This is a genomic window from Paracoccus sp. MC1862, from assembly GCF_016617715.1.
Lineage (GTDB): Bacteria > Pseudomonadota > Alphaproteobacteria > Rhodobacterales > Rhodobacteraceae > Paracoccus.
This window is the reverse complement of record NZ_CP067225.1, coordinates 2,213,596-2,226,105: the sequence shown is the minus strand read 5'-3', so window position 1 is coordinate 2,226,105 and position 12,510 is coordinate 2,213,596. Positions and strand designations below refer to the sequence as shown.

Here is a 12,510-nt window from a genome sequence, read left to right as displayed (position 1 = left end):
CCCGGGACCATATCGGACGGGACCGAGGAGCACCCGATGTTCATTCAGACCGAAACCACCCCGAACCCCGCCACGCTGAAGTTCCTGCCCGGCGAAACCGTGCTGGGCAGCGGCACCGCAGACTTCCCCGACGCGGGTCGTGCGGCGGCAAGCCCGCTGGCGCAGCGCATCTTCGCGGTGCCGGGCGTTGCCGGCGTCTTCCTGGGCTCGGATTTCGTGACCGTCACCAAGTCCGACGCGGCGATCTGGGACCAGATCAAGCCCTCGATCCTGGGCGCGATCATGGACCATTACCAGTCGGGCGACGCCGTGCTGGCGCAGTCCCAGGTTGCGGCCTCGGGCGGCCATGCCGCCCATGACGGCCCCGACGCCGAGATCGTGGGCCAGATCAAGGAACTGCTGGACACCCGCGTGCGCCCTGCCGTGGCGCAGGACGGCGGCGACATCACCTTCCACGGCTTCGACCGTGGCGTGGTCTACCTGCACATGCAGGGGGCCTGCGCGGGCTGCCCGTCCTCGACCCTGACGCTGAAGATGGGGATCGAGAACCTCCTGCGCCATTACATCCCCGAGGTCACCGAGGTTCGCCCCGTTGCCTGACGGCCTTCGGGTTCTAGGCTTCGACACGTCGGCCGCGCATTGCGCGGCCGCTGTCATTTGCGGCGACCGCGTACTGGCTCAGGGCGTCGAGCCGATGACCAAGGGCCAGGCCGAACGCCTGTTTCCGCTGCTCGAAGAGCTTCTGGCCGAAGCCGGCCTGTCCTGGTCCGACCTGGATGCCATCGGGGTGGGCGTCGGTCCGGGCAACTTCACCGGCATCCGCATCTCGGTCGCGGCGGCGCGCGGGCTGGCGCTGTCGCTGAACATCCCCGCGGTGGGCGTCTCGGCGACCGAGGCCGTCGCCTGCGATGCGCCACGCCCCTGCCGGGCCGTGGTGCCGCTGCGGGGGGAGGAGGTGGTCTGGCAGGATTTCGGTCTATGCCCCAATGTTCCGGCAAAAGGGGATGCGGCGGATCCGCCTGTCGCGGCCGACGGCCTGCCGGCTGGTGCCGCCTGGGCCGAGGACAGTGCCCGGACAGGGGCTTCAAGCGGCATGGATCATGCAGGCTCCTCCGAAGCGGCTGCCGAGGTCATGCGCGAGGCCTCGGACCATGGACATTCCGAAAAGCCCGCCCTGCCGCCGCACCACTCAGTCATGGCGCGATCATCAGGAACCCCGCACCGTGATTCCCCGATGCGCGATGATGGCCTGCCGGATGGCGCTTCAGGCTTCGCCCCTGCGGAACTAGGTGAGGAGCCGCCGCTGGCGGGATCTGTCGCGCCTGACCAGCCCGGGAGGGCGCCTTCCACGCCCCATCCCAGCAGCGACCCCCATGGCCCGGTGCTTTCCGGAAGGGACCGGCTTCCGCCCGGCCCGCCTGTCTGCCTGCCGCGTCATCCGGTCGCGGTCGCCATCGCGCGGGTGGCGCTCGGGCGTGTGGCAGCGACCGGCGGGACTATGGCCCAGCGTCATGTTCCCAGACCGGCGCCGCTGTATCTTCGCCCTGCCGATGCGGCCCCGCCCCGGGACCCTCCGCCCGTGATCCTGCGATGACTCCCGGCGAGCTTGCCGAGCTTCACGCACGCTGCTTTGTCACGCCGCGACCTTGGACCGAAGCCGAGTTCACCGCGCTGCTCTCATCCGCCGCCTGCGTGCTGCATGAGACGGCGGGCGGCTTCCTTCTGGGCCGGATCGCAGGAGGCGAGGCCGAGCTTCTGACGCTTGCCGTCGATCCCGCCGCCCGCCGGGCCGGACGCGGGCGCGACCTTGTCCGCCGCTTTCAAGCGGCCTGCGCCGCGGCAGGCGCAGAGGCCGCGTTCCTCGAGGTTGCGTCCGACAATGCCGCAGCGCTTGCGCTCTACCGGGCCTGCGGCTGGTCGCCGGCAGGCCTGCGGCGGAACTATTATGCGCCCGGCGTCGATGCGGTGGTCATGCGGCATGCGCTTTCAGGCTGACGGCCTGCTCGTCACCGGCAACCATGCCTGATCCGTCGTCGGCCATTCTGTCCAGGCGTTCGTGTCACAGGAAACCTCGGGCAAATGCCTGCACGAAGCGGGCCGAGGTCGCTGAACCGCCGCTTGTTCGGCGTAACCAGCACAGTGCCGAGATTCCGCGACGCCATGGGGGGCGTGCTTTCCCGTTTACAGCGATGATGCCTGTCGGTCTGGAACCTCCAGCCGTTACGGTCGGCAGGCCGGGCGCTGCGGGAATGCAGTCCAGCGGACTCCCCCGGCCCTGAATGAATCGCATGAGCCGGGAAGTGGACCGGGCAACAGCCGAAAAGAAGAAGAATGCGAGGATTCCTGCGTTCTCCTGCGCGAAGGTCCACAGATGAGCGGCAGTTCTGCTCGATGTCCTGACCGGACCTGTCCGACGGGGGGACAGAGTGTCGATGCAAGCTACTGGAAGAAGTCACGGCGGACCGCCGCCTGACCCTGTCATTGCCATCACGAGCATGACTGCGCTGCACCCGGCTTCTGCCGGGATGCCCTGACCGGGTTCCGGGACTCGCCGCATCAGCAAGATCCCTTGTCGATGATGCAACCCGGCATGTCAGCGAACACCTGACGGACCGGGCCTCCCCTTGCAGTCGGCAGTAATGGTTCCCGAAGGTCGCCCAGCAGATGGTCCGATCAGGTCTGGAAGCCGCCCGGATGGCAGTCCCCCGCTTTGACGGGAATACACGCCGGTGCTGGACGTGCGCCCTGTCATTCGGGTGCGGCAGAGGTCTTCCCCAGTCGGCAGTTGTTGCCCCTGCCGGGACCGGGTTTCAGGGCATGGCGGAGGGAGGCATCCGCAGCGGGAGCCTTCCCGGGATGCTGCGAGTCTCGGACCCCGTGTTGCCACTACCTGAGCCCGTCAATTTCTCCGCTCCGCCTTCCTGCGTTCCTGATCCTCCTTCAGTTGCTGCAGGCGCGACAGTGCCTCGGCGCGACCAAAGGCGAGCGTGGCGGCACGTTGAGCGGCCGCAAGACCGGGCTTCATTCGTGCCAGCGCGATCTCGGCACGTTGCGCCTGGCCGGTGCGGTAAGCCACCACCGCCGTCGTCAGCCGCCACTGGTCCAGCCTGTCCGCACCAGGCGTAGCGATCGCCTCGGCCAGATCGGTGCGAAGGGCATCGATCTGACGCTGCATGGCCTCGGCATGAACGCGATAGGCGGCATAGCGGCGCAGGTCCGCGTCCGCCTTGATGCGCGCCAGACGCGCGAGCGCCTCGAGTTGTCCGCTCTTCCCGCTCATGACGGGTCCGACCGGATCACCGGCGATCGCCTTGCATCAGCACCAGCCTGGCCAGCAGTGCCGCACCCTTTGGTCAGGCTGCCGCAGCAGCCGTGTGCGGGCAGGAACCGGCCATGCGCCGGGTCGCGCGGGCGGCTGGCACGGACCCGGACCTGCTCCATGCCCTGCACCGTAGGGAACAAAGACAGGGCCGGTGCTGACGAAATGCCGTCAGTGATCCGCGAGGCCCGCATGGGCGCGGCGTTGTGCCTGCAGCGCGGCACAGGGCGGTGCCATGCGGCAAGGCCAGTCATGTCGCGGCCCCTTCCAGATCGCCCTCGTATCCCCGGCGCGCCTTGGCGCGCATCGCTTCGGCAAAACGGATGGCCGCGGCGACGGCGCCGAACTGGACATGGGTGATCTCGTCCCCGATCCCGAGCGTCGCGTGCAGCGCGCGCGCGCAGGGGGGATCGGACCAGACGGGGACCTTGTGGTCGCGGGCACGCTGGCGGATGCGGGCGGCGACTTCGTCCACGCCCTTGGCAAGACAGACAGGCGCCCGGCCGCTGCCCCGTTTCCATTCCAGCGCGACCGCATAATGGGTGGGGTTCACGATCACCACATCCGCCCGCTCAACATCCGCCAGCATCGAGCCGAGCGCGAGATCGACTGCCTTCTGCCGCCGCGCCGCCTTGAGATGGGGGTCGCCCTCGCTGTCCTTGTGCTCGTCCTCGACCTCTTTCCGGGTCATCCGGTTGCGGCGGCGAAAATCGAAATGCTTCCACAGAAGGTCGACGCCCGCGAAGACCAGCGCCACCGCCAGCGCCAGGATCAGCACCTGCCGGATCAGGATCGGCAACGCCTGGGTCCAGGCGGTCGCGCCCATGCGGGCGGCCTGCGCGATCGTCTCGCCCAGCGTGGCAAACAGCAGCGCGCCCCCTGCGGCGACGCCGCCCAGCTTGGCAAGCGAAATTGCAAAGGTCACAAGCCCGTTCCTGCCGAACTTCTGGGCCGCATTCCTGAATGGGTCCACGCGCTTGAGATCGGGGGCCAGCCGCAAGGGCGTGAAGACCAGCCCGCGCTGGATCACCAGCCCCGCCAGGACCAGCGCCGCCGGGACCAGCACCGTGCCGAGAACGGCGGCGACAGACAGAAGCCCCAGTGACCGGGCCAGGGCGTCGGCACTTTCGGGCAGGGGTTCCCCACCCAGGGTCCGCTGGGCCAGGCCGAGCCATGCGGGGATGACGGTCGCACCGGCCAGAATGAAGGCGCCAAGAAAGCCCAGATAGGCCAGCGCGGTCGTCGCCTCGGCCGAGCGCGGAATGTCGCCCTTTTCGCGCGCGCGGCGAAGCTTCTGCTCGCTCGGCTCGTGCTGGCGGTCGTCCTTGTCCTCGTCACCGCTCATCGCAGGTCCGGCAGTTCAAGCGACAGCACGTCCCCGGCCCAGATCGACAGCAGGCCCGGCATCAGCAGCGCCAGCGCCGCAAGCGCCAGCAGGATCGCGGCAGGGGCGGCCACGAAGACCACCGGCATCGCGGGCATCACGCGGGCAACCACGCCCGAGAGCAACTGGAACAGCAGGCCGCCGAGGATGAAGGGCGAGGCGAGCAGCAGCGCCAGCGTGAAGCTGTGGACAACCAGCATCGGGAACGCGGGCCAGAGCGCCCCGATCTCGGGCCAGAGTCCCGGCGGCTTCACCGCGAAGCTGTCAGTCAGAACCTGGCAGATCATCACCGGCAGGCCCATGGCCATCAGGACCGCCAGCCCCGCCATGTGCATGAGGTTGCCGACCGGATGCGGCGGCATGTCGTCCGAGATCCCCAGCAGCGCCGACATCGAGGCGCTTTGGGCCAGCGCCGTCGAGGCCACGTCCAGTGCCATCGCCACCACCCGGACCATCAGGCCCAGAACCAGCCCCGACACGATCTCGGCGGCCATGAGCGCCGCGAGTTGCAGGGGCGCAGGCGGCGGCATGGGCCGGGCGGCGCCGGCGTAAAGCGGCGTCAGTGCCATCGCCGCGGCGACCCGGACCCGAATCGGCAGGAACCGTTCTCCGATGCCCGGCATCGCCAGCAGGCAAGCCTGGATGCGGGCATAGACCAGCAGAAGCGGCGTCAGCCAGAGAAGGAGGTCAGGCATCACGGCTCGATCGTGCCGACCAGCCGGATGCGGGCCTGCGGATCGACCTCGTCGATGCCGAGAACCGGCCAGGACAGCCCCGCGCTCTTCGCCATCGCGCGGATCAACCGGCGGCGGTGGTCAGGGACGACCAGCGCAGGCTGCGCCTCGGGCGGCAGGCCGGATGCGGGAAGGCGCAGCTTTTCCGTCAGGCGCTGGATCAGCGGCGGCGTGATCGCCCCGGCGGTGCGGCCGGGTTCTGACTCGGCGCGCAGGAACTCGGATTCCCAGCCCGGATGCAACTGCATGACGTCAAGCTGCCCATCCGGGTCGGCCAGCGCCCCGGTGATCTGGCCGCGCAGGCGGCGGCGGACGAACTCGGCCGCGATCTCGGGGTCGGGCGAGCGGCTTTCGTGGATGCCTTCCACGATCAGCGCGAGGTTGCGGATCGAGATGCGGTCATCGAGCAGCAGGCGCAGCACTGCGAGCAGTTGCTCGGGGGCGACCTTGTCGGGGATCATGCTGTCGAAGACGCGCTGGTAGGCCTGTGCCCGCGTTTCATCCGACAGCGAGCGCAGTTCCTGCATCAGCCGCTGCAGCGAACCGAGCGTCAGCAGCGCCGGCATCTGCGACTTGACGGTTTCCATCAAGTGGGTGGACAGCACCTCCATTGGCGTCACCACGCTGGCACCGGAAATGGCGGCCTCGTCCTGGCGGGCGGGGTCGATCCAGCGGGCGGGGCTGTCATAGACAGGCTCGCGCGTGCGTTCGCCGGGAATATGGGCCAGCAGTTCCTCGGACCCCAGAGCGAGGATCTGGTGGGGGTTCAGCCGCCCGCGCGCCCGCACGACGCCGTGGATGCGGATGACATATTCGCCCGGCGCGCTGCTGAGGGCGTCGGTGATCCGCACCTCGGGCAGGATGATGCCGAAGCTGCGGGCAATGTGGATGCGCAGGTTGTTGATGCGCCCGCTGAGGCCCCGCGTCGGGTCCAGCGCCGCCGCGATCAGGTCGGCGCCGATTTCCACGCAGATCTCGTCGGTATCCAGCACGTCGCCGATGCGCGGCCGGGCCGCCGCCGCAGGGGCCGTGTCCTTCGCCTCCTCTGACGCGGCGGATGGGCGGGTGGCGTTGCGCCAAGCGAACCATGCGGCCACCCCGGCGATGGCCAGGAAGATCAGCGTCGGCATCCCCGGCACGAAGGCCAGCACCGCCATGCCTCCGGCGGCGATCGCGGGCGCGTGCCAGCCTTGCGCGATCTGTTGCGATAGAAGATCCGCCGTCGACTCGGTTGAGCCGCCGCGCGACAACAGCAGCGCCGCCGCCATCGAGGTGATGAGCGCCGGAACCTGCGTCACCAGCCCGTCGCCGATGGTCAGTTGTGAATAGGTGGACAGCGCTTCGCCCGCCGGCATCCCGTGAGAGATCAGCCCGACGCCAAGGCCCACGAAGAAGTTGACGGCGGTGATCAGCAGCCCGGCGATGGCATCGCCCTTGACGAACTTCGACGCGCCGTCGAGCGAGCCGTAGAAGCTGATTTCCCGCTGGTCCTGCGCCCGGCGGCGCTTGGCTTCGTCATGGGTGATCGCGCCCGAGTTCAGGTCGCCGTCGATCGCAAGCTGCTTGCCGGGCAGCGAATCGAGCGCGAAGCGGGCGGAGACCTCGGCCATCCGCCCCGAGCCCTTGGTGATGACCATGAAGTTCACGATCGAGATGACGGCGAAGACCGTGATCCCGACCATCAGCGAGCCGCCTGCGACGAATTGCGCGAATCCGCTGATGACCTCGCCCGCCGCATCCGGGCCGGTGTGGCCTTCGGTCAGGATCAGCCGGGTCGAGGAGACGTTCAAGGACAGCCGGATCAGAAGCGAGATCAGCAGCATCACCGGGAAGGCCTGGAAGTCGGTGGGCTTGTGGACGACACTCGCCATCACGAGGATCAGCATCGAGGTGGCGATTGACAGCGCGATGCCCACGTCCAAGAGCGCGGCCGGGATAGGGATGACCATCGACATCACCACCAGCACCAGCGCGCCAGTGATGATGAGCGGCCTTGCCGAGGCCGACAGGCTCTCGCTTGCCGGCGCGACCGCGGTCATGGCTTGTCCCCGGCCGGGCCTGCGGGGGCGATGACCCAGTCCACCGGCATCACCACGTCGGCCAGAAATCCCGCCCGGCGCAGATGGACGATGACCAGCAGCCGCTGGTCTGGCGGCAGGGCCTGCAGATGGACGGGGAAGTCCGGCGCAAGCTCCTCTCCGGCCAGCAGCCGTCCGGTGGCGTCGTCGATGAAGGCGCTCGCGGCGGGGCTGAGCGCTTGGGCGGCGGCAAGGGCAAGGGCCACCAGCATCACGCCGCCTTCCTCATCTCGCGCAGGGCGGTCTCGACCTCGGTGAAGCTGGGGCGCAGATGCTCTGGCGCGGCCTGGCGGCCGACCTCGACGCAAAGGTTGGTGGCATGCTGGTGCAGGCCCGCGATCAGGACCGACTTGATGACCTCGTAGAAGGCGAGGTCCTGCTTCATCACCGCCGCCAGCCGCTGCGCCAAAGGCGCGACCAGCCCGTAGGCGAGGAACACGCCGAGGAAGGTGCCGACCAGCGCGCCGCCGATCATGCCCCCCAGCACCTCGGGCGGCTGGTCGATCGAGGACATGGTCTTGATGACCCCCAGCACCGCCGCGACGATCCCCAGCGCGGGCAGGGCGTCGGCCATGTTCTGCAGCGCGTGGGGGACATGCATCGCCTCTTCCTTCATCAGGTTGAGCCGCCGCGTCAGCATGTCCTCGACCTGGTAGGGGTCGTCGTAGTTGAGGCTGGCCGAACGCATCGTGTCGGCGATCAGCGAGACGGCATCCTCGTCCTTCAGGATGTTCGGATAGGCCTGGAAGATCGGGGAGTCCTCGGGCGCCTCGATGTGCTGTTCCAGTTCGACCGGGTTGGCGCGGGCGATCTTCAGCAGTTGGAACAGCAGGCACAGCATTTGCGTGTTGTCCGCTTCGTGCCAGCGCGCCCCCTTGAAGGCGCGGATGATGCCGGGGACCGTGTGCTTGAGGACGGCGCTATCGTTCGACAGCAGGTACGACCCCACCGCCGCGCCGCCGATCATCATCATCTCGAAGGGCAGCGAATGGGTGATGACCGCCATCTTGCCGCCGGCGAGGATATAGCCGCCGAAGACCATGGCGAAGGTCAGGACAATGCCGATGATGCCGAACATGGGCTTCAGTCTCCGGTCGGGCGGGGGGCGCCCATGTGGGCGGTCAGGATCGCGGCATGGCCGGGGTCGATCTGGGCGATGATGCGCGCGCCGGCGTCGGGCTGGACGCGCGTCAGGATCTCGGCCGCGAAATCGGGGGGGAGGGCCGCGAGGATCGTCGCCGCCTCGGCGGGCTTCATCGCGTCATAGACGGCGATCAGCCGCTCGATCCCTTCGGTCCGGCCTGCCTCCTGCCCGGCGCGCGCATTGCCCAGCGCGCCCTTGGCCTTCTTCAGCGCGGCCAGGCGCGTGGTGATCTGTGCCTCGGCCGCCGCCAGTTCCCGCTTGCGGCGTTCCAGATCGGCAAGCGCCCGGTCCACCGCGATCCCCCGCAACCGCAGCGTTTCAGCCAGCGCCACCGCCTCGGGCACGTCGGTGCAGCCGTCGAGCAGCGGCGTAGCGGCCGCCTCGGCGGAAAGCGCGCGGGCGAGCCGGTCCCCTTGCGCGATGGCGAGGCCGGCGACAAGGGCGACCGCGCCGCCCATCCAGAACAGGCGATCAGGCATCCTCGGCCTCCTTCATGCGGCGGCGCCGGACAGGTCGGCGCGGCGCCAGCGGCGGCATGAACTGCTGCTGCAGCGCCCAGTAGGCGCGTTCGGACCTGGCCTTCTCGATCTCGCGCGCGAGCCCGTCCGAGGCGGTGGTCGCCCCCACCTGCGCCGCCGCCAGTGCCGCTTCCAGCCGGGCGATCTCAGCCGCCATCACGGCGATGGCGCCGCCGAGGCCGGTTTCGAGGTCGTTGAGCTTGCGCAGCCGCCGCGCGAGCAGGTGGCAGTAGCCCGCCACCGCCAGCGCGGCCATGACCAGCGCGGCCTGAAGGATCATGGGAATCGTCATTGGATGCGGAACTCGGTGATGAGAAGGTCGCGGACCGCGGCCTCGCCCAGGATGAAGCCGGTGCGGGTGGCGAGTTCGCCGCGCACGATTTCCAGGATGCCGCGGCGGCTGAAGGCACTGGCGTCGATCTGCGACAGGAAGCCGTTATAGCTGTCCAAGATGCGCGGCATCAGCAGCCGCGCCTGATCCAGCCCGGTCGGCTCGACCTCGATGATGACCGACAGCGCCAGCGTCTGCGTGCGCTCGCCGGGGATGGTCAGCACGATCCGCGGCACGTCGAGGAAGGTGGCCGCAGGGGCGGCGGATGCGGCTTCGGTCGCAGGCTCGGCAGGTCCCAGCAGCGATAGCGGCGACCAGAGGCCGGTGAGTGTCGTCCCCAGTCCGGCCGCGAGCGCCAGCATCGGCAGCGCCAACGGCAGCAGCCGGCGCAACAGCGGCCTGGCCGGGGTCTCGGGCGATGCGCTGATGTCGGTCATCTGATTCTCCGTCCTGTGGGACCGGATTAACAGCCATGGGCTAACCGATTCTTAATGGCCGCCATGCCATGACGATTGCCGTCGGACCGAGAACGATTCGAAAGGGTATCGCGGGATGCAGAAGCTTGCCGAATACTGGGGCGAACGCAGCAGCAGCCAGAAGCAGCTGATCGCGGCGGCGTTCCTGCTGACCTTCCTTGCCGTCGGGGCCTTCGCCTTGCTGGCCAACCGGACGCCGATGGCGCTGCTTTATTCCGGCCTCGACCCGGCGCGGGCGGGCGAGGTGATGGCGGAACTCGACAAGACCGGGGTGCCGTCCGAGATCCGGGGCGACGCGATCTGGGTTGATGCGGGCGAACGCGACCGGGTGCGCTTGGTGCTGGCGGGGATGGGGCTGCCCTCGGCAGGCGGGGCGGGCTACGAGATTCTGGACGGAATGTCGGGCTTCGGCACGACCTCGCAGATGTTCGACGCCGCCTACTGGCGGGCGAAGGAAGGTGAGCTGGCCCGCACGATCCTGACCGTGCCCGGCGTCAAGGCGGCGCGGGTCCATATCGCGGCCCCCGCCACGCGCGGCTATCGCCGCGACGCGGGCGGAGCGGCCTCGGTGACGGTGACGATGGGCGTAGGCAGCTTGGACGCCAAGCAGGCGCGATCCTTGCAGTTTCTGCTGTCCTCGGCGGTGCCGGGGCTTGACCCCGAGCGGGTGAAGGTCATCGACAGTGCCCGAGGCATCGTCTCGACCGGAGAGGAAACCGTCGCCGCCGACCGTGCCGCCGAGATGAAGCGCAACGTGGAACGCATCCTCGAACCGCATGTCGGCCCCGGAAACGCCATCGTGGAATTGAATCTCGACCTCGTGACCGAGACCGAGCAGCTTTCGGAACAGACCTTCGATCCGAACGGCCGCGCCCTTGTCTCGCAGGAGAACGAGGAGACCACCGACCAGTCCACCAACAGCGAACAGGGGGCGGTCACGGCCTCGTCGAACCTGCCGGAAGGCACGGGCGCGCAGGGCGAGCAGAGCCGCTCTACAAGCTCGGAGACGCGGCAGCGGCAGAACTATGAGGTGAGTCGGGTCACGCGCGAGATCCTGCGCGAGCCCGGCGCCACCCGGCGGCTGACGGTGGCGGTGCTGGTGAACGGCACGCCACAGCGCGTGGCCGACGGGAGCGAAGCCATCCTGCCCCGCAGCGAGGTCGAGCTTGAGGCGCTGCGCGAACTCGTGGCCTCGGCGGTGGGCTTTGACGAGGAACGGGGCGACGTCATCACCGTCAAGTCGCTGCCCTTCTCGGTCATGGGAACAGACGGCACGCTGGCCGAGCCGGGCGGCATCATTTCGCGGCTGGCGCTGAACGATCTCGCACGGCTGGCCCTGATCGGGTTCTTCGCGCTGGCGGTCGCGATGGTGGTGATGCGGCCGATCCTGCGGTCGCGGGCGGTGCAAGCGCAACTGGACAACTCGGGCGCGGCCTCGGGCGAGATCCTGCCCCCTGCATCTGCGGCACTGGCGGCCGAAGCCGTGCCGGCCCTTGTCCCGGTATCCGCCGATCTTGACGTGATGCCGCCTGCGGCCCTTGCCGATCCTGTGGCACGCCTGCGCGAACTGATGCGCGAGCGGCGCGAGGAAAGCGTCCGCATCCTGTCCGGCTGGATCGCCCAGAAGGAAGAGACATGATGGGCGCGGTGCTGCAACTCGAGCGTTTCGACCGCGAGCCGGTCGAGCCTTTGCCCGCCGTCTTTGCGCAAACCGATCTGGACGCTGCCTTTGCACGCGGGCTGGACGAGGGCCGAGGGCTGACCGAGGCCCGGCAGGTGGCTGCGCTGTGTGACGCAGTTGATGGTCTTTCCCGGCGGCTTGACGCCGAGCAGGCGGCGCGCGGCGCGGCCGGCGCAAGCGACGTGAGAAGGATCGCGCCGCTGATCGAGGCACTGCTGGACGCAGTCGTCCCGGCCGTCGCGCGCGCCCGGCTGCAGGGCGCGCTGCTGGAGGAGATGCTGAAGCTTTCCTCGGCCGTTCCGTCCCTGACTGCCCGCATCCGCTGCGGTCCCGATCTTGCGGCTTTCGCGGCCGCCTGCCTTTCCGCGACGGGGGCGGCGGGGATCGAGATCGACCCCACGGCGCCTGAAGGAACCGCCGAGGTTGAACTGCTGGGCGGCCGCATCGCCTGGGACATGGCGCAGATTGCCGCCGAGCTGCGCAAGCTCGTCAACGAAGTGACGGAGGTGGAGTGAGATGGAACCCGAACACAGCCTGATCCCGACCGAGCAGATCCAGATCGAGATCGCCATCCGCATCGGCCGCACCCGGCTGTCGGTGGCCGATCTGGCGCGACTGCAGGCCGACGACGTGCTGCCGCTTGAACAGGACACGGCGGATGGCGTCGAGATCTGCATCGGCGAGAAGGTGGTCGCGCGTGGCGAGTTGGTCGAACATGGCGGCGAGGGCCGCCTGGCCGTCCGCATCCTGGGTCCGGCGGCATGAGGCGAGGGCCTGGTCCGGGCATCGGCCGCGCTCGGCCTGCCGCAGACCGGCCGAGCGCAGGGCGGGAATGTCGCGCGCAC

Annotated in this window: 15 protein-coding genes; 6 read left to right on the top strand and 9 right to left on the bottom strand. The window is 69.1% G+C overall.

Annotated features, from left to right (window positions below; translation table 11 throughout):
* Positions 1-36 precede the first annotated feature (36 nt).
* From JGR78_RS10965 to JGR78_RS10955, 3 genes are read left to right on the top strand one after another with little or no spacing between them, the layout of a single operon-like run.
* Complete coding sequence (locus JGR78_RS10965; RefSeq protein WP_182790815.1) at positions 37-600, top strand: NifU family protein; 564 nt, start codon at positions 37-39, stop codon at positions 598-600.
* Positions 593-1,594 (top strand): tRNA (adenosine(37)-N6)-threonylcarbamoyltransferase complex dimerization subunit type 1 TsaB, encoded by a 1,002-nt coding sequence (gene tsaB / locus JGR78_RS10960; RefSeq protein ID WP_182804981.1) that lies wholly within the window; start codon positions 593-595, stop codon positions 1,592-1,594. The genes JGR78_RS10965 and tsaB overlap by 8 nt, the downstream gene beginning before the upstream one ends.
* Positions 1,591-1,995, top strand: a complete 405-nt coding sequence (locus JGR78_RS10955) for a GNAT family N-acetyltransferase (RefSeq protein WP_182790813.1) — start codon at positions 1,591-1,593, stop codon at positions 1,993-1,995. Before tsaB ends, JGR78_RS10955 begins: the two co-directional genes overlap by 4 nt.
* Before the next feature lie 904 nt (positions 1,996-2,899).
* Here JGR78_RS10955 and JGR78_RS10950 read toward each other — a convergent pair.
* The 9 genes from JGR78_RS10950 to JGR78_RS10910 all read right to left on the bottom strand — a co-directional run bounded on the left by JGR78_RS10950 (position 2,900) and on the right by JGR78_RS10910 (position 9,945).
* On the bottom strand, positions 2,900-3,280 hold the full coding sequence (locus tag JGR78_RS10950) for a hypothetical protein (RefSeq protein WP_182804979.1): 381 nt from the start codon (positions 3,278-3,280) through the stop codon (positions 2,900-2,902).
* 289 nt (positions 3,281-3,569) lie between these two features.
* A complete protein-coding gene (flhB, locus tag JGR78_RS10945; RefSeq protein WP_182804977.1) occupies positions 3,570-4,664 on the bottom strand; it encodes a flagellar type III secretion system protein FlhB in 1,095 nt (364 codons plus the stop codon).
* Complete coding sequence (locus tag JGR78_RS10940) at positions 4,661-5,398, bottom strand: flagellar biosynthetic protein FliR (protein ID WP_182790810.1); 738 nt, start codon at positions 5,396-5,398, stop codon at positions 4,661-4,663. Before JGR78_RS10940 ends, flhB begins: the two co-directional genes overlap by 4 nt.
* A complete protein-coding gene (locus JGR78_RS10935; protein ID WP_182804975.1) occupies positions 5,398-7,476 on the bottom strand; it encodes a flagellar biosynthesis protein FlhA in 2,079 nt (692 codons plus the stop codon). The genes JGR78_RS10940 and JGR78_RS10935 overlap by 1 nt, the downstream gene beginning before the upstream one ends.
* Positions 7,473-7,727, bottom strand: a complete 255-nt coding sequence (locus tag JGR78_RS10930; protein ID WP_182804973.1) for a hypothetical protein — start codon at positions 7,725-7,727, stop codon at positions 7,473-7,475. Before JGR78_RS10930 ends, JGR78_RS10935 begins: the two co-directional genes overlap by 4 nt.
* Positions 7,727-8,593, bottom strand: coding sequence for a flagellar motor stator protein MotA (gene motA / locus JGR78_RS10925; protein ID WP_182804970.1), 867 nt, complete (start codon positions 8,591-8,593; stop codon positions 7,727-7,729). The genes JGR78_RS10930 and motA overlap by 1 nt, the downstream gene beginning before the upstream one ends.
* Positions 8,594-8,598: 5 nt before the next feature.
* A complete protein-coding gene (locus JGR78_RS10920) occupies positions 8,599-9,138 on the bottom strand; it encodes a MotE family protein (RefSeq protein ID WP_182790806.1) in 540 nt (179 codons plus the stop codon).
* On the bottom strand, positions 9,131-9,457 hold the full coding sequence (locus tag JGR78_RS10915) for a hypothetical protein (protein ID WP_234450724.1): 327 nt from the start codon (positions 9,455-9,457) through the stop codon (positions 9,131-9,133). The genes JGR78_RS10920 and JGR78_RS10915 overlap by 8 nt, the downstream gene beginning before the upstream one ends.
* A gap of 8 nt (positions 9,458-9,465) precedes the next feature.
* On the bottom strand, positions 9,466-9,945 hold the full coding sequence (locus JGR78_RS10910) for a flagellar basal body-associated FliL family protein (protein WP_182790804.1): 480 nt from the start codon (positions 9,943-9,945) through the stop codon (positions 9,466-9,468).
* A 115-nt stretch (positions 9,946-10,060) separates the two neighbouring features.
* Between JGR78_RS10910 and fliF the strand changes: the two genes are divergently transcribed.
* Genes fliF through JGR78_RS10895 form a run of 3 tightly spaced genes read left to right on the top strand, consistent with a single transcriptional unit; the run spans position 10,061 to position 12,430 of the window.
* Positions 10,061-11,623 carry a flagellar basal-body MS-ring/collar protein FliF gene (gene fliF / locus JGR78_RS10905; protein ID WP_182804968.1) on the top strand — a complete coding sequence of 521 codons (1,563 nt, stop codon included), beginning with the start codon at positions 10,061-10,063 and terminating at the stop codon, positions 11,621-11,623.
* On the top strand, positions 11,620-12,180 hold the full coding sequence (locus JGR78_RS10900; protein WP_182790802.1) for a hypothetical protein: 561 nt from the start codon (positions 11,620-11,622) through the stop codon (positions 12,178-12,180). Before fliF ends, JGR78_RS10900 begins: the two co-directional genes overlap by 4 nt.
* A gap of 1 nt (position 12,181) precedes the next feature.
* Positions 12,182-12,430, top strand: coding sequence for a FliM/FliN family flagellar motor C-terminal domain-containing protein (locus tag JGR78_RS10895; RefSeq protein ID WP_182790801.1), 249 nt, complete (start codon positions 12,182-12,184; stop codon positions 12,428-12,430).
* Positions 12,431-12,510 lie beyond the last annotated feature (80 nt).

Bases quoted from the DNA above. Each gene is read 5' to 3' on its own strand.
- JGR78_RS10965 (WP_182790815.1), top strand. From the start codon at position 37: ATGTTCATTCAGACCGAAACCACCCCGAACCCCGCCACGCTGAAGTTC.
- JGR78_RS10950 (WP_182804979.1), bottom strand. From the start codon at position 3,280: ATGAGCGGGAAGAGCGGACAACTCGAGGCGCTCGCGCGTCTGGCGCGC.
- JGR78_RS10955 (WP_182790813.1), top strand. From the start codon at position 1,591: ATGACTCCCGGCGAGCTTGCCGAGCTTCACGCACGCTGCTTTGTCACG.
- fliF (WP_182804968.1), top strand. From the start codon at position 10,061: ATGCAGAAGCTTGCCGAATACTGGGGCGAACGCAGCAGCAGCCAGAAG.
- JGR78_RS10930 (WP_182804973.1), bottom strand. From the start codon at position 7,727: ATGCTGGTGGCCCTTGCCCTTGCCGCCGCCCAAGCGCTCAGCCCCGCC.
- JGR78_RS10940 (WP_182790810.1), bottom strand. From the start codon at position 5,398: ATGCCTGACCTCCTTCTCTGGCTGACGCCGCTTCTGCTGGTCTATGCC.
- motA (WP_182804970.1), bottom strand. From the start codon at position 8,593: ATGTTCGGCATCATCGGCATTGTCCTGACCTTCGCCATGGTCTTCGGC.
- JGR78_RS10900 (WP_182790802.1), top strand. From the start codon at position 11,620: ATGATGGGCGCGGTGCTGCAACTCGAGCGTTTCGACCGCGAGCCGGTC.
- JGR78_RS10915 (WP_234450724.1), bottom strand. From the start codon at position 9,457: ATGATCCTTCAGGCCGCGCTGGTCATGGCCGCGCTGGCGGTGGCGGGC.
- flhB (WP_182804977.1), bottom strand. From the start codon at position 4,664: ATGAGCGGTGACGAGGACAAGGACGACCGCCAGCACGAGCCGAGCGAG.
- JGR78_RS10910 (WP_182790804.1), bottom strand. From the start codon at position 9,945: ATGACCGACATCAGCGCATCGCCCGAGACCCCGGCCAGGCCGCTGTTG.
- JGR78_RS10935 (WP_182804975.1), bottom strand. From the start codon at position 7,476: ATGACCGCGGTCGCGCCGGCAAGCGAGAGCCTGTCGGCCTCGGCAAGG.
- JGR78_RS10920 (WP_182790806.1), bottom strand. From the start codon at position 9,138: ATGCCTGATCGCCTGTTCTGGATGGGCGGCGCGGTCGCCCTTGTCGCC.
- JGR78_RS10895 (WP_182790801.1), top strand. From the start codon at position 12,182: ATGGAACCCGAACACAGCCTGATCCCGACCGAGCAGATCCAGATCGAG.